A 19211-nucleotide genomic window follows, 5' to 3' on the forward strand; every position below is an offset into this window, starting at 1 on the left:
CGGAATCAGTCGGCTTGCGGCGCGACGTCCTTCATACGCTCGGCCATCTGTTCGAGCGCGGGCAGCATGGTCTGGAATGCCTCGGCCATCGAGCCCATCGCATCGAGCGCGCGCGGCAGGTTGCGTTCGATTTCTTCGGGTACGCGGTCGGCCCCGGGCGCCATGGACCGCAGCGTGGCATCGGGAGCGACGTCAGGCGCGTCTTCGCCCGCGACATCGCCCATGGCCTCCATCAGCGGGGCGAGCGGGAGGTCGAGCAGCACTTCGCTCATCGTGCGCAGCATCAGCGCCATCTCGCGCTGGTATTCGGGATCCTGCATGCGCTCTGCCATGGCAGAAAAGGGCGCATCTCCTTCTTCGAAGGCAAGCGGCGCTTCGGCCTCTTCGTCCTGCGCGAGAAGCGGCATGGGCGCGGCGAAAGCTGCCGCTGCAATTGCAGGAAAAAGATATTTGCGCATGGGAGCCTCTGGTGACTGCGACGTAGGCCTTTCCTAGCCGGACGCCGCTGACACAGGGCTGAACGGCCCCTATCCCTCCGCGGCCTCGAGCAGCTGGAAACAGCCCGGCATCAGCGCGTGGAGCGCGTCGGGACCCTGGGCAGCCATCAGTTGGGTTTCGTACAGCGTATAGGCGCGCACCTGGTCGCGAGAGAGTTTCGCCTCGTCCATCAGGCGGGCCATGACCTGCACAAAGAATTCGCGTGCGCGATCCTGGCTGACCGCTGGATAGTGCTGCGTGGATGCGACGCCGCCTGCCTGCCCCTTGGCCACCATCGCCAGATTGACCGCGCAGCGCAGCCAGGTCGTCTGCGATACAGTGAGCGGCGGCAGGTTCGCCGGCTTCTCGGGCATGGGCGGGCGCGGCGGTGCTTCCTGTGCATGGGCAGGAACGGCAAGGGCCAGAAGGGCGAAAGCGCTGATCAGGGACTTCATACGGGTACTCCTAGACCAGCCGCGATGAACCGCAAGCAACTTGCTCCTACCCGCGCGCTTCCCTAGGCCTGCGCGAAGAGGAGAATATCGCCAATGAAGACTCGCGCCGCCGTCGCATTCGAAGCCAAGAAACCGCTCGAGATCGTCGAGCTCGACCTCGAAGGCCCCAAGGATGGCGAGGTGCTGGTCGAGATCAAGGCCACCGGCATCTGCCACACCGATGCCTATACGCTCGACGGCTTCGACAGCGAGGGTATCTTCCCCAGCGTGCTCGGCCACGAAGGCGCAGGCATCGTACGCGAGGTCGGCAAGGGCGTGACCTCGGTCAAGCCGGGGGACCATGTGATCCCGCTCTACACGCCGGAATGCCGCCAGTGCAAAATGTGCCTTTCGGGCAAGACGAACCTGTGCAGCGCTATCCGCGAGACGCAGGGCAAGGGATTGATGCCCGACGGGACGACGCGGTTCAGCTATCAGGGCAAGCCGATCTACCATTACATGGGTTGTTCGACCTTCTCGAACTTCACCGTCCTGCCCGAAATCGCGGTCGCCAAGATCCGCGAGGACGCGCCCTTCCACACCAGCTGCTATATCGGCTGCGGCGTGACCACGGGCGTGGGCGCGGTCGTCAACACCGCCAAGGTCCGTCCCGGCGACAATGTCGTGGTGTTCGGCCTCGGCGGCATCGGCCTCAACGTCATCCAGGGCGCGAAGATGGCCGGCGCGGACCGCATCGTGGGCGTCGACATCAATCCCGACAAGAAGAGTTACGCCGAGCATTTCGGCATGACCGACTTCATCAACCCCAAGGAGGTGAAGGACGTGGTCGCAACCATCGTCGAAATGCTCGACGGCGGGGCGGATTACAGCTTCGACTGCACCGGCAACACCGATGTGATGCGGCAGGCGCTCGAATGCTGCCACAAGGGTTGGGGAACATCGATTATCATCGGCGTCGCCGAAGCGGGCAAGACCATCGAGACGCGCCCCTTCCAGCTGGTCACGGGACGCAACTGGCGCGGCACCGCGTTCGGCGGGGCAAAGGGGCGCACCGATGTGCCGAAGATCGTCGACTGGTACATGGACGGCAAGATCCAGATCGACCCGATGATCACCCACGTCCTCAAGCTTGAAGAAATCAACAAGGGCTTCGACCTGATGCACGCGGGCGAGAGCATCCGCTCCGTGGTGGTGTACGACTGATGCCCTACAAGGTAAATCTCGACGAGAAGTTCGGCCAGTTCAGCGAACAATGGGCACCGCGTATCGCCGCGCGCTTCAACGGCAACGAGGTGCGGCTGTGCAAGGTCGAAGGCGACTATCACTGGCACAGCCATCCCGACACGGACGAGCTGTTCCTGGTCGTCGAGGGCGAACTCGAAATCGACTTTCGCGACCGGACGGAAAAGCTTGCCGCAGGAGAGATGATCGTCGTCCCGCGCGGAACCGAACATCGCCCGCGCGCCTCAAAAGGCGAGGCAAAGCTCTTTGTCATGGATACCGAGGGCACGCCGAATTCGGGCGACCATGCCACGGCCAAGGTCGCGGTCGACATCTGAGCGCTTGCGCCGCCGCGCGCCGCGCTTAAGGTGGCGAATCGAAACCTAAAGGAGAGAGTTCCATGTACAGCCACATGATGGTGGGTTCGAACGACATCGATCGTTCGAAGAAGTTCTACGATGCGACCTTCACGGCCATGGGCGGCCGCGAGGGCAGCGTCGATCCCAAGGGCCGCCTGATCTACATGCACAACGGCGGCCTGTTCCTCGTCACCAAGCCGATCGACGGCGAACCGGCAACCCACGGCAATGGCTGCACGGTGGGTTTCGCGATGACCCCAGAGCAGGCCGATGCATGGCATGCGGCTGGCGTTGAGAACGGCGGCACCGCCATCGAAGACCCGCCGGGCATCCGCGAGGGATCGGGAATGAAGATGTATCTTGCCTATCTGCGCGATCCGGACGGCAACAAACTCTGCGCACTGCACCGCGTGACCGATTGAGCGAACACAAGCATCGCGGCGAAGCGGGATTGCGGGAGGATCTGGACGCCCTCGCAATCCCCTTCGAGCATTTCGAACACGAAGCCGTATTCACCGTCGAGGAAAGCGCGGGCATCAAGGCCGCGATCCCCGGCGAGCATACCAAGAACCTGTTCCTCAAGGATGCAGGCGGGGCCTTCTGGCTGGTCACCGTCCCCGGCGAGATGCGGGTTGACCTGAAAGCGCTTCCCGGTGCCATCGGCTGCAAGCGCGTGAGCTTCGGCAAGCCCGAGCCGATGCTTGAGCTGCTTGGCCTGACACCGGGCTCGGTCACCCCGCTCGGAGCAATCCATGCGCCGCCGGGCAGCATCACCGTGGTGCTCGACTGCGCTCTCGCCGAAGCGGACCGGATCAACGTCCACCCACTGCGCAACACCGCGACCATCGGGCTTTCCGGCGCGGACACCTTGCGGCTGCTGGAGCATTGGGGCCATGCGCCGATGATCGCCGACATCCCCGCATTGGAATCCGAATGACGCTCGACTATCTCTCACAGAACAAGGCTTTCGGGGGCGACCAGTTCGTCCTCTCTCACCAGTCGGAGGCGACGGGGACGGAGATGACTTTCTCGGTCTATGTCCCGCCACATGCAGAAGGCGCGAAGCTGCCGGTTCTGTGGTACCTGTCGGGCCTCACCTGCACGCATGCCAATGTGACCGAGAAGGGCGAATACCGCGCGGCCTGCGCTGAGCATGGGGTAATCTTCGTCGCGCCTGACACGTCCCCTCGCGGCGAGGATGTTCCGGATTCGAAGGACGAATACGACTTCGGGAAGGGCGCGGGCTTCTATGTCGATGCGACACAGCAGCCATGGTCGAAACACTATCGCATGCGCAGCTACATCGAGGACGAACTGGTCGCGATCATCGAGGCGAACTTTCCCGCCGACATGGCGCGTCAGGGCATCACCGGCCACTCGATGGGCGGCCACGGCGCGCTGACGATAGCCCTGCGCAATCCCGCCCGCTTCCGCTCGGTCAGCGCCTTCGCCCCCATCGTCGCTCCGAGCAAGGTGCCATGGGGCGAAAAGGCGCTGGGCCGCTATCTGGGTGAAGACCGCGAGGCCTGGGCCGAGTATGACGCGGTCGCGCTGATCGAAAACGGTGCACGGCTCGAGCACCTGCTGGTTGACCAGGGCATGGCTGACAATTTCCTCGAGGAGCAGTTGAAGACCGGCCTGCTATCGGTCGCTTGCGCCAAGGCAGGCATTCCCGCCGAGATCCGCATGCAGGATGGCTACGACCACTCCTACTACTTCATCTCGACCTTCATGGCCGAGCACGTGGCTTGGCATGCGGAGCGGCTGAACTAAAGCGCAAGCCACTCTTCGGCCACGTCCCGCTGGTCGAGATCGAAGCTCTTGATCTCGATACCCGGAAAGATCGCGCCTTCGATCTCTGCGGCCTTCTTCAGCCAGTCGGAATCGCTCAGAACGGCGCATTTGTCGAAGGCACCGAGCAGGCCGAAAAGCTTGGGCAGGCGGCTGAACTCGACCCCGATCGCACCCAGGGTCGGGAGCTCGAAATTCGTGATCCGGTACAGCATCTTGCCACCCTTCACGCCCTGCGACTTGTCGATCAGATCATCTAGCGCGCTGCGCATGATCTCCGCGTCGATCTTTCCGTCGAGCTCGATATCGACGCGGTCGGCAAACGGCTTGGTGATCTTCAGCATGGGCTTTCCTCGCTATTCCTCGTCGGAGATACGCACCATCAGATGCGCGAAGGGCGTATCCTTCCACATGACATAAACGGGTTCCGACGTGTCGTTCGTCATTCCCTCATACGCAGCGGGATCGGGCAGGATTATCATCATGTGCGGACCATCCTTGATCCACATGTTGTCTTCGGTGGGCTCGGTCGCGGCGGGATCGATATTGCTGACACCGGGCGCCCCACCCTCACCTGCGAGCATGTAGGAGACACCGAACTTGCCGGTCGGGAATGCCTCGCCGGCCTGCATCGCGCCAAGCGCTTCCATCCAGACCGCATCATTGCACATCGGGCCCATCCCCGGCGTCTCGGCGATGCAGGTCCACCCGTTCGTTCCTTCGCGCAGGACGTTGCCATCCGCGTCGAGTACCGTCGCAGCATCGGTAACATCGGCCGGGCCGGCAGACAGGGCGCTCTGCATGGGATCTGCCGGGTCTGTTTGCCCGGAATCGGTCTCGCCAGCGTCGGATTCGTTCTCGGTCTGGCTGCAAGCGGTGGCGAGGGTCAGGGCCGCAATCGATGCGGCAAGGCGAGAAATCTTCATGGTTTCCTCCCGCGACCCCAGGTTTCGGGAGCGGGAAGCATACGCTTCCTGTGCGCCAATCGCAAAATGGGGCCAAAGCCCTCTGTTTACAGGCCTTTTCTTGCAGCCTTAGCGTGCGGTAGAAGTAGCGCAATCCGTGCGAGAGCCGGAGTCGCCCTCACCCATGCTTGGCGATGAACTCCTCGACCACCGGGGCAATCTTTCCGCGCCATTTGCTGCCGTTGAAGATGCCGTAATGCCCGGCCCCCTCGGCCATGTAGTAACGCTTCTTGCTCGCCTTCAGATTGGGCGTGAGGTCGAGCGCTGCCTTGGTCTGGCCCAGCCCGGAGATATCGTCGCGCTCACCCTCGATGGCGAGCAGCGCCGTCCTGGTGATATCGCCGAGGTCCACCAGCTTGCCTCGGTGCATGAAAGTGCCGTTGGGGATTGCGTGGTCCTGGAAAACCTCCTGCACGGTCTGGAGGTAGAATTCCGCGGTCATGTCGCAGACGCTGCGGTATTCGTCGTAGAAATCCTTGGTCGCCTGCGCGCTGGCCTCGTCGCCCTTGGTGAGGTGTTTGAACATCTCGTAATGGCTCATCATGTGATTGCCGAGGTTCATGCTCATGAAGCCGGCAAGTTGCATGAAGCCGGGATAGACCCGGCGTCCGGAGCCACGATACTGCATCGGGACGGTGGCGATCACGTTCTGGCGGAACCATTCGATCGGCCGTTCCATCGCGAGGTCGTTGACGCTGGTGGGCGAGCAGCGCGTGTCGATCGGCCCGCCCATCATGGTGAGCGTCTTCGGCGTGCACTCGTGCGCGTCGCGGTTCATGATCGCAGTCGCAGCGAACACGGGGACCGAGGGCTGGCACACGGCCATGACCTGCGCGCCGGGGCCGATATGCTCGAGGAAACCGATCACGTAATCGATGTAATCGTCGAGATCGAAATGTCCTTCGTGCAGCGGTACGTCGCGTGCATCCGCCCAGTCGGTGACGTAAACGGTATAGTTCTCGAGCATCCGCTCGACCGTACCGCGCAACAGCGTGGCGTAATGCCCGCTCATCGGCGCAACGACCAGCAGGCGCGGGGCATCTTCGGGCAGGCCTTCGCGGCGGAACCGCTTCAGATCGCCGAAGGGCCGGTTGACCACCGTCGCCTCGACTACCGGATAATGGTGGCCTCCGGCCTCAACCGTCTCGATGCCCCAGGCGGGCTTGCCGTACGTGGCTGTTGCGTGCGCGAACACGTCGAGCGCGCTCGCAGCCACCGGGCCCATGCCCATGTAGCCGAAAGGCAGCGCCGGGTTGGACAGCATCTCGGCTCCGATGGAAGCCCAGGTGCTGGCGCTCGAAAGCCAGCTGCGCTGCAGTTCATAGGCGTGGTAAAGCATTCTCGTCCCCTGCGGCCCGCCTGTGTTGTGTTTTCTCTAACGGACAATGTTGAACCGAGGGTTCTGCCGCGAAGAATCCCATTGTGCAATGCACAAACGGGGTAAAAGTGCCGGTAAGGTGCCTCTGCTGTGGATTTTCCCTGTCGCGATGCCTAGTTGGGCGGCAATGGACGAGACGGGCAACACGAAGAAATCTAAGCGCAGGCTGTTCCGCCGCCGCAAGAGCGAACCGCGCACGCTGAAGCCGCTGCGGATGGTATTTGCTGCGATGCGGAAATACCCTGGCCATGTCGCGCTGGCGCTGATCGCGCTGCTGATTACAGCCGCCGCTACACTGGCGATCCCGGCAGGCTTCAAGATGGTGATCGATAGCGGTTTCGGTGCCGATGGCGATCCCAACCAGATGGGCCGCTGGTTCCGCTACCTCCTCATGATCGTGTGCGTGCTGGCCTTCGGGACGGCCATGCGGTTCTATTTCGTCAGCTGGCTGGGCGAGCGCGTGGTCGCCGACGTGCGCATGCGCGTGCAGGAGAATCTGCTGCGCCTCGCCCCCGGTTTCTACGAAGAGAACAGCCCCAAGGAAATCTCCAGCCGGATGACGAGCGATACCGCGCTGATCGAAACGACCGTGGGCAGCACGGTCTCGGTCGCCCTGCGCAACACGCTCGTGTCGATCGGCGGTACAGCCTACCTGTTCTACCTCGTGCCCGGCCTGACCATGGGCATGCTGCTGATCATCCCCGCCATCGTCATCCCGATCACACTGTTCGGCAGCCGGCTGCGCAAGGTCAGCCGCACTAGCCAAGATCGCGTCGCCGATATCGGGGCCATGGTGACCGAAGTCTTGTCTGCGATGAAGATCGTGCAGGGCTTCAACCAGGAGACCCGCGAACAGCAACGCTTCGGCGAGGCTGTCGAGCGGACCTTCACCGTCGCCAAGCGCCGCATCATCATCCGCGCTGCGCTCACCGCCTGCATCATCCTGTTCATCTTCGGCGGTATCACCCTGCTGGTGTGGCGCGGTGCCGAGGCCGTCAACGAAGGGACGATTTCTGGCGGCACCATTGCGGCCTTCGTCCTGACAGCGGGCCTCGTCGCCGGCTCCTTCGGGGCGTTGACCGAGGTTTACGGCGACCTTTTGCGCGCCAGCGGAGCAGCCAGCAGGCTGTCGGAACTGCTCGAAGAGCAGCCCGGGATTGCGGCGCCCGATAACCCGATGGCGCTGCCCAGCCCGCCGCGCGGCGGATTGTCATTCCGCAATGTCAGCTTCTACTACCCGACCCGGCCAGAGGCCCCCGCGCTGAGCGACTTCAGCCTCGAAGTCGAGCCGGGCGAGACCGTCGCCATCGTCGGCCCTTCCGGGGCAGGCAAATCGACCATCTTCCAGCTCGCCGAACGCTTCTACGACCCGCAGGCGGGCACGGTTCGCCTCGACGGCATTCCGTTGACCAAGGCAGATCCGGCGCATGTCCGCGACCGCATGGCTTTCGTGCCGCAGGAAGGCGTGCTCTTCTCCGCCAGCGCACGCGACAATCTGCGCTACGGCCGTTGGGACGCGACCGAAGAGGAGATCTGGGCTGCCGCTCGCGCAGCGAACGCTGCAGAGTTCCTCGAGAAACTGCCGCAGGGCCTCGACACCTACCTTGGTGAAAGCGGGACCCAGCTGTCGGGTGGCCAGCGCCAGCGTGTCGCCATCGCGCGCGCCCTGCTGCGCGACGCACCGATCCTCCTGCTGGACGAAGCGACCAGCGCACTCGACGCGGAGAGCGAGCGCCTGGTGCAGGATGCGCTCGAACACCTCATGGAAGACCGCACCACGCTGGTGATCGCACACCGCCTCGCCACCGTGCGTGCGGCCGATCGCATTGTCGTGATGGAGGATGGACGCCTCGTCGAACAGGGCACGCACGACCAACTGGCTGGCAATGGCGGGCTCTACGCGCGGCTTGCCAAGCTCCAGTTCGGTGAGGAAACCGCCTGATCGCTCGACCAATCCCCAGCGCCAGCCGACGAACGACAACTTCACAAGTCGCAAGCTGCTAATCAGCTTCGCACGGGGCCGATCGTGCGCAAGAGGGACGCGCCCGGCCTGCTACCTGTTTCGGAGAGTTATTGATGACCAAGACATTCCTTGCTGCAGGCGCTTCGGCGCTTGCCCTGATGCTTGCGGCGCCTGCCGCGGCGGAGACCGCCGAAAGCACCGCGCCGACCATGGATTTCGGCGAGTGGGGCGTCGGCCTCGACCTGATCGATGAAAGTGTCGATCCGGGCGACGATTTCAATGCCTATACCAATGGCATCTGGATCAGTTCGAACGAGATCCCGGGCGACCGCAATCGCTACGGTGCCTTCGATATGCTGCGCGAAGAAGCGATCTATGACGTGCGCCGGTTGGTGACCGACCTCGTCGCGTCCGATCCCGCACCGGGCACCTCCGCACGCCGCATCGTCGATGCCTACAACGCCTATATGGACGTGGACGCAATCGATGCCTCCGGCCTCGCCCCCGCCCAGCCCTATCTCGGCAAGATCTTTGGCGCGGAATCGCTCGACGACCTGGTGAAGCTGTTCGGCACGCCGGGCTACTCCGCAATGGTCAGCGCCAATGTCGGCGTGGACGCGCGCAACCCTACGCAGCATGCCGTGACCGTCGGTTTCGACGGGATGGGGCTGCCCGATCGCGACTATTACCTCGTCGATTCGGAAAACAATCTGAAGGTTCGCGAGGCCTATCTCGATTATCTGACCACGGTTCTTGGAGCGGCGGGCTACACCGATGCGCGCGAAGCTGCAGAGGCCGTCTACGCCTTCGAGACCAAGGTCGCCGAACTCGAATGGGCACGCCAGATGCTGCGCCGTCCGCAGCTGACCTACAATGTCCTTTCGCGTGACGATCTCGTCGCAATGGCTGGCGATTTCCCGATCGAGACCCTGCTCGCCACTTCCCGGTTCGAAGGCGAGACGCGCTTCCTCGCCAACCAGATCCCGCCGACCGACGAGGAGATGGAAAGCGAAAAGCTGACCGATGAGCAGAAGGCGATGATCGGCGGCGGACTGCCCGCGATGATGCAGCTGCTTACCGAAACCCCGCTGCCCACGATCCAGGCCTACATGGCCAAGAACTTCCTCGGCAATAACGCGGCAGTCCTGTCGAGCGATCTCGACGCAGCCGTGTTCGATTTCTACGGCCGCACGATCAATGGCCAGACCGAGCAGCAGGAACGCTGGAAGCGCGGCATCGCGCATGTCGAAGGCGCGCTTGGCGAACAGCTTGGTGCGCTTTACGTGGCGCGCTATTTCCCGCCCGAAAGCAAGGCGCGGATGGACGAGCTCGTCGCCAATCTCCAGCGTGCGATGAACAGCGCGCTCGATCGCAACGAGTGGATGACGCCCGATACGATCGCGCAGGCGCGCGAGAAGCTGAACGGCTTCACCCCGATGATCGGCTACCCCGAGGAATTCGAGACCTATGACGGGCTCGAAATCGATCCGACGGACCCGCTCGGTAACCTCATGAGCACGCGTCGCTGGAACCGTGAAGACAATCGTGCACGCCTCGGAACCGAAGTCGATCCCAGCGAATGGGGCATGTTCCCGCAGCAGGTGAATGCCTATTATTCGCCGCTCACCAACCGCATCGTCTTCCCCGCCGCCATCCTGCAGCCGCCGTTCTTCAACGCGGATGCCGATGAAGCGGTGAACTATGGCGGAATCGGTGCCGTTATCGGCCACGAGATCGGCCATGGTTACGACGACCAGGGCAGTCAGTTCGATGCCAAGGGCACGCTGCGCAACTGGTGGCAGGACGAAGACCGCGAGGGCTTCGAACGCTACACCGCGCGCATGGCCGAGTTCATCGAAGCCTATTGCCCGGTCGAAAGCCCCGAGGGCCCAGTCTGCCTCCGCGGCGGCCAGTCGATGGGTGAAACGCTAGGCGACGTGGTCGGCCTGCAAATGGCCTACCAGGCCTACAAGCTTTCGCTCAATGGCGAGGAAGCCCCGGTAATCGACGGGCTGACCGGCGACCAGCGCTTCTTCCTCGGCTTCGCGCAGATCTGGCGTGGGATGGAACGCGAGGAATCGCTGCGCAACCGCGTGATGACCGCCAACCACCCGCCGGGTGAATTCCGCCTCAACAATGCCGTGCGCCACATCGATGCATGGTACGACGCGTTCAACGTCACCGAGGACGATGCGCTCTACCTGCCGCCGGAACAGCGCATCAAGATCTGGTAATCGAGCTCTCGAGAGAGGAGCGAAGCCCCGTCGGCCAGTGGTCGGCGGGGTTTTTTGTTTGTGCTGATCTCTTGTGAACCCGCCTCCGCGGATTCATCCTCGCTATGCGTGCAGCACGCTGCACCCGCTGCGGGCGGGCGGTCGCCCTTGCCGGACCTCAATCAGCCCGGCTTTCCTCGGCGACAAAATGGTTTGATTTGGCCCGGTCTTGTGCCAATTCCCGCCGCCAATGACATTCCTCCAAGAACTCATCGTCGCGATCGTCCAGGGCATCACCGAGTTTCTCCCGATCTCATCCTCGGGACACCTCATCCTGATCCCGAAGCTGACCGATTTTCCCGACCAGGGGCCGCTGATCGATGTGGCCGTCCACGTCGGATCGCTCCTCGCGATCATCCTCTATTTCCGCAAGGACGTGATGGGGCTTGCGCGCGGCGGGTTCGCGAGCGTCGGGCTCGGCAAGGATGACCAGCAGCGCAAGCTGTTCTGGTTCATCGCGATCGGTACCATCCCCGCTGTACTCGCAGGGCTATTCATCAAGATGGGCGGCTATCTGGAGGGATTTCGCTCGACCGACCTCGTCGCGACCAACCTCATCGTGTTCGGTATCCTGCTCGGCCTTGCCGACAAATTCGGCAAGCAGACCAAGGCCTATGAGGACATGAGCCTCAAGGACGCCGTTCTGGTGGGCATCGCGCAGGCGCTGGCTCTGATCCCCGGCACCAGCCGTTCCGGCGCCACCATGACGGCAGCGCGGGCATTGGGATACGGCCGGGTGGAGTCGGCCCGGTTCTCCTTCCTTCTGGCAATCCCGGCCGTTGCCGGCGCGGGCATTCTGGCCGCATTCGACCTGTCGGAAGCGACTGCGCAGATGCAGCAGGATGCGCTTGTTTCGGGCGTGCTGACCTTCTTCACCGCGCTCGCCACGATGATGTTCTTAATGAGCTTCCTCAAGAAGGCATCGATGCTGGTATTCGTGGTCTACCGGGTGGTCCTCGGGATCGCGCTGCTCACCCTGCTTTAAGTCCTCGGCTCGCCGCACCCCGCCATCTTTCCGTCACATTGCCGGAACCATCGCCTCGCGCATGGTTTGATAGGGCGAGTACCAATTGCAAGGAAGCACTAATGGGTCTGATCATCCTGATCGTAACCGGCGCCCTCCTGGGCTGGCTGGCGACGATCGCCCTGAAAATCGAAGATGGGCGCGGCATTCTGCGGAATGTCGTTGTCGGCATCATCGGTTCGCTGGGCGTGGGGCTGGCGACCTCGGGCGGCGTCTTTCTGGGCGCTATCCGGGCAAGCACGCTCCTGTGGGCTGCGATCGGAGCTATCGTGCTGATTGGCTTGTACAATTTCGTGCGCGAGAAGGCCTTGCCATAGGCTCGCCACGCTTTACCAAACGCTTATGAGGTCGCAGCGCTTCTGCTCGCGCCTCTCAATGAAGGGGAATACAACATGAAATTCACCAAGACCGCACTCGTCGCCTCGGCCGCCGCCATGAGCCTCGGCCTCGCAGCCTGCGACAGCCCGGCAGAAAACCAGGCCGAAGACGAAGTCGAAGCCATGGAAGATACCCGTGACGCAACCGTCGACCAGATGGAAGAATCGGGCGAAATCACCGAAGACCAGGCCGATGCCATGGACGACCAGACCGACGCCATGGAAGAGACCATGGAAGACGAGATCGACGAGACGATGTAGGTCTGACTGTTCGATCAAAGATACGAAAGGGGCTCCGGAGCAATCCGGGGCCCTTTTTTCATCCCAAGCGGAACCAAATCGCCTGCGACACATTCTTGCCATGATTGAGGGTTGGTCGCGAGGGCGCGGCAGGTCTCGCAATCAAGGTAACCAAGGGGAACTAAACATGAAATTCACCAAAGCTACGCTCGTCGCATCGGCAGCAGCCCTGAGCCTCGGCCTCGCAGCATGCGACGGTCCGCAGGAAGAAGCCATGGAAGATGCTGCTGAAGAGCAGGAATCGGCCATCGACGCACAGGCTGAAGCCATGGAAGACGCTGGCGCTTCGGAAGAGGCCGTGGAAGCCATGGAAGACAAGGCTGACGCCGTCGAAGACGCTGGTGAAGAAGCTGCCGACGAAATGGACGGCATGTAAGCCAGACATTTCCTTCGGGAAAAACGAAGAGGCTCCGGAGCGATCCGGAGCCTTTTTCATTTCAGCTGGCGTCCCGATTCAGACCGGCATTGCTCCCGATCCGCGACCGCCGCGCAGCGTGTATTCGAGCGTGCCCTCGTTCACGACATAGTCGACATCGATCACCGCCGTATTGGCATAGGTGAAGCCCGCGCCAAGGCTCTTGTAGAGCTTGTCGAAATCGCGCTCCACTGTCTGGCGGTAAAGGTCCTCGAAGCTCGAAATTACGAAATAGGTCGGCTGCAGGTCGCTGATGACGTAATCGGTACGCATAACGCGGTCGACATTGAGCATGATCCGGTTCGGGCTCTCGGCCTCGACCGAATAGACCACTTCAGTCGGCCCCGACAGAATACCTGCACCATAGGCGCGGATGTCGCCAGGCGCCTCCTCGATCAGGCCGAATTCGACCGTGTACCAGTAGAGCGAGCCCAGCGCCTTCAGCCGGTTGTAGCGCATCGCCTTCCAGCCGGCCTTGCCATATTCCTGCATGTAATCGGCATAGACCGGATCGGTCAGCATCGGGACGTGGCCGAAGACATCGTGGAAGACATCGGGTTCCTGGATGTAATCGAAGGTCTCGCGCGTGCGGATGAAATTGCCCGCCGGAAAGCGGCGGTTAGCAAGGTGCCAGAAGAAGACGTGATCGGGAATGAGCATGGGAACGGGCACCACGCTCCAGCCGGTCAGCTTGTCGAGCTCTTCGGAAAGCTTGCCGAATTCGGGCACGCCGCCGCGGCCAAGGTCGAGCTTCTCGGTGCCTTCCATAAACGCGGTCGCCGCGCGGCCGGGCAGCATTTCCATCTGCCGCTTGAACAGATCGTCCCAGATGGCATCGTCTTCGCTGTCGTATTCGGTCTGTTTGGGCTCGAGCCAGTCGTCACCGACATGCGCGGGCTTTTTCAACGGCGCGGTAAAAACGTCTGCCGGAAGGTCCGGAAGGCGGCTAAAGTCCTGATCGGATTCTGCAAGTGTAGCCATATCGTTACCGTTGATACTACTACTGCCGGTGCGACGCAAATGGTCAGCGAGAGGGGGAGATATGAAGAAATCGGATTACGAGGACGCGATCGAGCCGATGCAGGAGGAGCTGGTGGCTATGGCGCGCTGGGCGCGGGTCACCGGCCAACGGATCGTGGTAATCTTCGAAGGGCGCGATACCGCCGGCAAGGGCGGCGCGATCCGCGCTGTTTCGGAAAAGCTCAACCCGCGCCAATGCCACGTCATCGCGCTGGGCAAGCCGACCGAAGACGAGCAGGGCCAGTGGTATTTCCAGCGCTATGTCGATTACCTGCCGACCAAGGGCGAGATAACGCTGTTCGATCGTAGCTGGTACAACCGCGCGGGCGTCGAGAAAGTCATGGGCTTCTCGACTGACGAGCAGGTCGAGCAATTCCTCGACCAGGTTCCTACGTTCGAAAAAATGCTCGTCGATGACGGCATCCTGCTTTTCAAATACTGGCTCGGCACGGATCAAGCGAACCAGGAGGAGAGGCTCCGCGAACGGCTGGAGGATCCCCTCAAGCGCTGGAAGCTGTCACCCATCGACCTGGCCGCGCGCGACAAATACGACGCCTATACCGATGCGCGCGAGGAGATGTTGCGGCGCACGCATACCAGCCATGCACCCTGGACCCTTGTCGATTTCAATGATCAGAAACAGGGCCGGCTCACCCTCGTGCGCGACCTGCTCGACCGGATGCCGGACACTTATTGCGAGCCAGCCGAGATCGACTTTCCCGAGCTTGGACGAGAGCCCCAGGCAGAAACCTACGGCGTGCTCAAGCCGATCGCGAACTATCCGGTAGACTAGGCGGCGCGCTCGAATACGGCGGCCATGCCCTGCCCGCCGCCGATGCACATGGTCTCGAGCCCGTAGCGTACCTCACGGCGCTGCATTTCGTGCGCCATATCGGCGAGGATGCGGATGCCGGTCGCGCCGATAGGATGGCCCAGTGAGATGCCCGAGCCATTGACGTTGACTATATCGCGGCGGCTGTCGTCTTCTGCAAAGCCCCAGCCGTTGAGTACCGCCAGCGCCTGCGGGGCGAAGGCTTCGTTGAGTTCGACGAGGCCGATATCGTCCCAGCCGAGGCCGTTCCTGGCGAAGAGACGCTCTACCGCCGGGACCGGGCCGATGCCCATCCGCGAAGGATCGCAGCCCGCCGCGCTCCACGAATGGAACCACAGGATCGGTTCGAGACCGAGCTCTTCTACCTTGTCTTCCGCCACCACGAGGCAGGCGGCCGCCGCATCGTTCTGCTGGCTGGCGTTGCCCGCCGTAACAATGGCATCGGGATCGCGCTTCAGGTCGATGGCGCGCAGCTTCGACAGGCTCTCCATATCGGCATCCGCCCGGAAACCCTCGTCCTTGGCGAAGACAACCGGGTCGCCGCGCCGCTGGGGAATTTCGACCGGCACCAGCTGTTCGTCGAACTTGCCCTCGTCCCATGCGCGTGCCGCATTCTGGTGGCTGCGCACGGCGAAGGCATCCGACGCTTCGCGGCTAATATCGTAATCCTTGGCGAGATTTTCCGCCGTCTCGATCATGCCGGTGATCACGCCGAAGCGTTCGATCGGCTGGCTCATCAGGCGCCCACGGGTCAGGCGGTCCCATAACACGATGTCCCCCATGCGTGCGCCGTGGCGGGCCTTGGTCGTGTAGTGTTCGACATTGGACATGCTCTCGACGCCGCCCGCGAGCACGCAGTCGGCCATGCCGGTCTGGACCATCATGGCAGCGGTGGCGACCGCCTGCAGGCCCGAGCCGCAGCGCCGGTCGAGCTGCATGCCGGGGACCTCGATCGGATAGCCTGCGGCGAGCCAGCTCCAGCGCCCGATAGCCGGCGCTTCGCCGCTGCCATAGCCTTGGCTGAACACGACATCGTCGACACGCATCGGGTCGATGCCCGAACGCTCGACCAGCGCCTTGATGATGACCGCACCGAGCTCGCCTGCTTCAAGCGGGGCGAGGCTGCCGAGAAACTTGCCGACGGGCGTACGAAGCGGCTTGCAGATGGCGACGCGGCGTAATTGGGTCACAGAAATTCCTCTCAATCCGTTCGGGCTGAGCTTGTCGAAGCCCTGTTCTTCACTTTGGGACGAGCGCTAAAATAAAGTGCAGCCCTTCGACAAGCTCAGGGCGAACGGTGATTAGGTGGGCGCGTCAGACAAACGAGCTATGTCCCTGTCAATCAATTCTCCAATCGCGCCCGACGAAAGCCCCAGCCTCTCTGCCAGCACCTCCTCCGTATGCTGCCCGAGATAGGGTGCAGGAGCGGGCTCACCGGCCTCGCGGCCCGGGATGTTGGCGAAGCTGCGGGTGGCGGGATATTCGAAACCGGACGGGTTGGTGTCGGTCTTCGTGAAGAGCGGATTTTCGTCAACCAGAACAGGGTCGTTCGCCGCTTCGTGCATGGTGCGGTAACGCTCGAACGTACAGCCTTCCGCAGCCATGCGGCGCTCGAGCTCGGGCCAGTCCATCGTCCCAGCACGTGACTGGAAGAGGTCGAACAGCGCATGGCGATGCTTGAAGCGCGGATCGTCGCCATCGGCGAAACGCACGCCGCATTGCTGTTCGAGTCGAGCGATTTCATCTTCGACCCCGAAGGCCTTCACCAGGCCCGTCCATTGCTTTGCCGTGAGTGCCGCGACCATGAAGCGGATGTTGTCGAGGCTGCGGAAATCGCGCCCGAAAGCTCCCCAGATCGCATTGCCGAGCCGTTCGCGGTCGGCCCCGCGATAGAGCATCTCGGCCATGGCTCCGCTGTTCGCGACCGTACCGATAGCCACATCGCCCAGCGGCACGCGAAGCTCGCTGCCTTCCCCCGTGTGATCGCGGTGGCGGATCGCAGCGACCAAGGCGAAGGCACAGTATGCGCCGGTGATGAAATCCCACGCAGGCAGGACCTGGTTGACCGGCGGCGCGGTGGCGTCATCCCATTCCTCCGGCCCGCACATCAACGGGTAACCGCTCGCGGCATTGACCGTGAAGTCCATCGCCTGGCGCCCATCATGCCAGCCCATGATCCGCACGCTGACAAGCTCCGGACAATTTGCCGCCACGGCTTCGTGCGAGAGGAAGCTCTTCTCGGGCAAATTCGTGATGAGGTTTCCGGTCTTCGCCGAGAGTTCGACCAGCAGCTCGCGCCCCTCGGCGCTGCGCAAGTCGAGCGCGACCGATTTCTTCGCCCGGTTGAGGTTTTCCCAACTTAGCGAGCGGCCCTCCTTGGTGAGCATGTAGCGGTCGTAATCGAGACCGCCCGCCTTGTGATCGACGCGGATCACCTCTGCACCCATCTGGGCGCAGTAAAGCCCGGCAGTGGGCGAGGCGACGAAGCTGGAGGCTTCGATAATGCTCAGGTCGTTGAGGAGGCCGTACACCCCTCAGACACTCGCCGCATATTCGCGCAGCATGCGCTTGGCTATCTGCAGCTGGAGGATCTGCGTCGTGCCTTCGTAGATCCGGTAGATGCGCGCATCGCGGAAGAAGCGCTCCGCATCGTATTCGGCGAGATAGCCTGCCCCGCCATAGATCTGCACCACGCGGTCGACCACGCGGCCGCACATTTCGCTAGCGAAGACCTTGAAGGCGGCGGCGTGTTTCACCGTGTCCTCGCCCCGGTCCACGCGCGCGGTGACGTCGGCCATCATCGCTTCGGCGGCGTAGATCTCGGTCCAGCTTTCGGCGAGCATCTGCTGGATCAGCTGGAAGTTGGCGATAGGTTCGCCGAAAGCCTGCCGCTCGTTCGCATATTTGATCGCGCTGTCGAGCGCGCGGCGGGCATAGCCAGCGCTCGCCGCGCCCACCGAGATGCGGCCATTGTCGAGGCTCATCATGGCAAAGCGGAAACCCTTGCCGGTCTCCCCACCCAGCAGCGCTTCGCCCGGAACGTGCACATCGTCGAGCATGACATCGGAGATATGGCTGCCCGACTGGCCCATCTTCTTGTCGGGGCTACCGGTCGAGATGCCCGGCGTGTCCATCGGCACGATGAAGGCACTGACATGCGCGTTTTTCGGCAGAGCGTCTTTCTCGGTTCGCGCCATGATCAGCGCGACATCGGCGTGCGGGGCGTTGGTGATGTACCGCTTGGTGCCGTTGAGGATCCAGCCGTTCCCGTCCGGGTCGGGCTTGGCCATGGTCTGCATCGCCGCGCTGTCAGAGCCGCTGCCGGGCTCGGTCAGGCCGAAACAGGCGATCTCGCCAGCAGCGATCCGCGGCCACCATTCGGCCTGCTGTTCCGGCGTGCCGCCGTTCTTGATCGCCGAATTGAACATGCCGACGTTGATCGAGAAGATCGAGCGATAGGCAGGCGCGGCATAGGCCATCGTCTGCACGACCTTGGCATATTGCGTGATATTGAGCCCTGCGCCGCCATGCTCTTCCGGAACCGTGAGGCCGAAAAGACCCATGTCCTTCATTTCGGCGAGGATGTCGTCGGGAACCTTGTCTTCCTCGATCACCTGCTTTTCGGCAGGGATCAGGCGTTCGCGGACATAGCGTTCAAGCTGTTCGAGGAACTGGTCGAACGTGTCCTGGTCCATTCCGGGATTGGGTGTCGTCACGGCGTCTCTCCCTCGCTGGTGTCGCCTGCTTCCTCGCCCGGTTCGGCCATCAAGCGCTGCTCGTCGAGCATGGATGCGGCATCGTCCAGCGCCTCGGCTTCCTCCTGCGTGACCGGGCCGGGATCGACCCCTTCGGTGGAGGAATTGCAAGCAGCAAGGACTGCCATGGTCGCAAATGCGGGCAAAAGGACGAGTCTGTTCATGGCGGCGATGCTATCTCTCCCGGGCGCAAGCGCCAAAGCCGCTACGGAAGAGGGCGAGCGAAGCCCGGGCTCCAACCCGCCCTTCCGGTGTTTCTGGCTTACTCGGGCAGATCTTCGCCCATCGCGTCCATGGCCGCTTCGGCGGTAGCGGCGGCGTTGTCAGCGGCTTCCTCGACCCTGGCGGTTTCGGCTGCTGTCGGGCCTGTGTCTTCTTCGATCGCGGCTTCGGGATCGGCGACCGGTTCGTCGGTCACGCCGTCCATGGCCTCGTCGGCGGCGACTTCGACCGTGTCGGCTTCGGCTTCGGTCGAGGCATTGTCCGAGCTCCCGCAAGCGGCGAGAGCGAGGCTGGCAGTGGCAGCGGCCACGAGACGGAATTTCATGTGGTAATCTCCTTTAGGGGCTGTGCGGCGTGGTTAATCGCTTGTTCGCATCAACGCCA

At 62.8% G+C, this 19211-nt stretch carries 23 protein-coding genes; 12 read left to right on the forward strand and 11 right to left on the reverse strand.

Features of this window, described 5'->3' with window-relative positions; all coding sequences use genetic code 11:
- Positions 1-5: 5 nt before the first annotated feature.
- A complete protein-coding gene (locus K3146_RS09775) occupies positions 6-458 on the reverse strand; it encodes a hypothetical protein (protein WP_221546104.1) in 453 nt (150 codons plus the stop codon).
- Between the two features lie 69 nt (positions 459-527).
- Positions 528-932 (reverse strand): hypothetical protein, encoded by a 405-nt coding sequence (locus K3146_RS09780; RefSeq protein WP_221546105.1) that lies wholly within the window; start codon positions 930-932, stop codon positions 528-530.
- Between the two features lie 93 nt (positions 933-1025).
- On the opposite strand from K3146_RS09780, the gene K3146_RS09785 reads away from it, so the two are divergent.
- The 5 genes from K3146_RS09785 to fghA all read left to right on the forward strand — a co-directional run bounded on the left by K3146_RS09785 (position 1026) and on the right by fghA (position 4285).
- Positions 1026-2135 (forward strand): S-(hydroxymethyl)glutathione dehydrogenase/class III alcohol dehydrogenase, encoded by a 1110-nt coding sequence (locus K3146_RS09785; RefSeq protein ID WP_221546106.1) that lies wholly within the window; start codon positions 1026-1028, stop codon positions 2133-2135.
- Entirely contained in the window at positions 2135-2491 is a 357-nt protein-coding gene (locus tag K3146_RS09790) for a cupin domain-containing protein (protein ID WP_221546107.1), read from the forward strand. Before K3146_RS09785 ends, K3146_RS09790 begins: the two co-directional genes overlap by 1 nt.
- 62 nt (positions 2492-2553) lie before the next feature.
- Entirely contained in the window at positions 2554-2934 is a 381-nt protein-coding gene (locus tag K3146_RS09795) for a VOC family protein (protein ID WP_221546108.1), read from the forward strand.
- Positions 2931-3449, forward strand: a complete 519-nt coding sequence (locus K3146_RS09800; protein WP_221546109.1) for a prolyl-tRNA synthetase associated domain-containing protein — start codon at positions 2931-2933, stop codon at positions 3447-3449. Before K3146_RS09795 ends, K3146_RS09800 begins: the two co-directional genes overlap by 4 nt.
- Positions 3446-4285 (forward strand): S-formylglutathione hydrolase, encoded by an 840-nt coding sequence (gene fghA / locus K3146_RS09805; RefSeq protein WP_221546110.1) that lies wholly within the window; start codon positions 3446-3448, stop codon positions 4283-4285. The genes K3146_RS09800 and fghA overlap by 4 nt, the downstream gene beginning before the upstream one ends.
- Here fghA and K3146_RS09810 read toward each other — a convergent pair.
- From K3146_RS09810 to K3146_RS09820, 3 genes are all read right to left on the reverse strand, one after another.
- Positions 4282-4647, reverse strand: a complete 366-nt coding sequence (locus K3146_RS09810) for a SpoIIAA family protein (protein ID WP_221546111.1) — start codon at positions 4645-4647, stop codon at positions 4282-4284. The two genes, fghA and K3146_RS09810, sit on opposite strands and share 4 nt — an antisense overlap.
- 12 nt (positions 4648-4659) lie before the next feature.
- Positions 4660-5229 carry a hypothetical protein gene (locus K3146_RS09815; RefSeq protein WP_221546112.1) on the reverse strand — a complete coding sequence of 190 codons (570 nt, stop codon included), beginning with the start codon at positions 5227-5229 and terminating at the stop codon, positions 4660-4662.
- A 157-nt stretch (positions 5230-5386) separates the two neighbouring features.
- Positions 5387-6607, reverse strand: coding sequence for a polyhydroxyalkanoate depolymerase (locus K3146_RS09820; protein ID WP_221546113.1), 1221 nt, complete (start codon positions 6605-6607; stop codon positions 5387-5389).
- A 166-nt stretch (positions 6608-6773) separates the two neighbouring features.
- Between K3146_RS09820 and K3146_RS09825 the strand changes: the two genes are divergently transcribed.
- The 6 genes from K3146_RS09825 to K3146_RS09850 all read left to right on the forward strand — a co-directional run bounded on the left by K3146_RS09825 (position 6774) and on the right by K3146_RS09850 (position 12959).
- The gene (locus K3146_RS09825; RefSeq protein ID WP_221546114.1) at positions 6774-8588 is read left to right on the forward strand and encodes an ABC transporter transmembrane domain-containing protein; all 1815 of its coding nucleotides are present in this window, start codon (positions 6774-6776) and stop codon (positions 8586-8588) included.
- Positions 8589-8722: 134 nt separating this feature from the next.
- Positions 8723-10843, forward strand: a complete 2121-nt coding sequence (locus tag K3146_RS09830) for a M13 family metallopeptidase (RefSeq protein WP_221546115.1) — start codon at positions 8723-8725, stop codon at positions 10841-10843.
- A gap of 229 nt (positions 10844-11072) precedes the next feature.
- Complete coding sequence (locus K3146_RS09835) at positions 11073-11867, forward strand: undecaprenyl-diphosphate phosphatase (RefSeq protein WP_221546116.1); 795 nt, start codon at positions 11073-11075, stop codon at positions 11865-11867.
- 101 nt (positions 11868-11968) lie between these two features.
- Positions 11969-12223 carry a GlsB/YeaQ/YmgE family stress response membrane protein gene (locus K3146_RS09840; protein WP_221546117.1) on the forward strand — a complete coding sequence of 85 codons (255 nt, stop codon included), beginning with the start codon at positions 11969-11971 and terminating at the stop codon, positions 12221-12223.
- A gap of 75 nt (positions 12224-12298) precedes the next feature.
- Positions 12299-12544: a hypothetical protein gene (locus tag K3146_RS09845; RefSeq protein WP_221546118.1), complete on the forward strand. Its 246-nt coding sequence runs from the start codon at positions 12299-12301 to the stop codon at positions 12542-12544.
- A 166-nt stretch (positions 12545-12710) separates the two neighbouring features.
- A complete protein-coding gene (locus tag K3146_RS09850; protein ID WP_221546119.1) occupies positions 12711-12959 on the forward strand; it encodes a hypothetical protein in 249 nt (82 codons plus the stop codon).
- Between the two features lie 78 nt (positions 12960-13037).
- On the opposite strand, the gene phhA is transcribed toward K3146_RS09850, so the two are convergent.
- Positions 13038-13979 (reverse strand): phenylalanine 4-monooxygenase, encoded by a 942-nt coding sequence (phhA, locus tag K3146_RS09855; RefSeq protein ID WP_221546120.1) that lies wholly within the window; start codon positions 13977-13979, stop codon positions 13038-13040.
- A gap of 61 nt (positions 13980-14040) precedes the next feature.
- Here phhA and ppk2 point away from each other — a divergent pair, with 61 nt between their 5' ends.
- Positions 14041-14811, forward strand: coding sequence for a polyphosphate kinase 2 (ppk2, locus tag K3146_RS09860; protein ID WP_221546121.1), 771 nt, complete (start codon positions 14041-14043; stop codon positions 14809-14811).
- Here ppk2 and K3146_RS09865 read toward each other — a convergent pair.
- From K3146_RS09865 to K3146_RS09885, 5 genes are all read right to left on the reverse strand, one after another.
- Complete coding sequence (locus K3146_RS09865; RefSeq protein ID WP_221546122.1) at positions 14808-16040, reverse strand: acetyl-CoA C-acetyltransferase; 1233 nt, start codon at positions 16038-16040, stop codon at positions 14808-14810. The two genes, ppk2 and K3146_RS09865, sit on opposite strands and share 4 nt — an antisense overlap.
- 111 nt (positions 16041-16151) lie before the next feature.
- On the reverse strand, positions 16152-17381 hold the full coding sequence (locus K3146_RS09870; RefSeq protein ID WP_221546123.1) for a CoA transferase: 1230 nt from the start codon (positions 17379-17381) through the stop codon (positions 16152-16154).
- A gap of 3 nt (positions 17382-17384) precedes the next feature.
- A complete protein-coding gene (locus K3146_RS09875; RefSeq protein WP_221546500.1) occupies positions 17385-18545 on the reverse strand; it encodes an acyl-CoA dehydrogenase family protein in 1161 nt (386 codons plus the stop codon).
- A gap of 17 nt (positions 18546-18562) precedes the next feature.
- Complete coding sequence (locus K3146_RS09880; RefSeq protein WP_221546124.1) at positions 18563-18769, reverse strand: hypothetical protein; 207 nt, start codon at positions 18767-18769, stop codon at positions 18563-18565.
- Between the two features lie 98 nt (positions 18770-18867).
- Positions 18868-19152: a hypothetical protein gene (locus K3146_RS09885; protein ID WP_221546125.1), complete on the reverse strand. Its 285-nt coding sequence runs from the start codon at positions 19150-19152 to the stop codon at positions 18868-18870.
- Positions 19153-19211 lie beyond the last annotated feature (59 nt).

The sequence above is a fragment of the Qipengyuania vesicularis genome, from assembly GCF_019711415.1.
In the GTDB taxonomy this organism is placed as follows: Bacteria; Pseudomonadota; Alphaproteobacteria; order Sphingomonadales; family Sphingomonadaceae; genus Qipengyuania; species Qipengyuania vesicularis.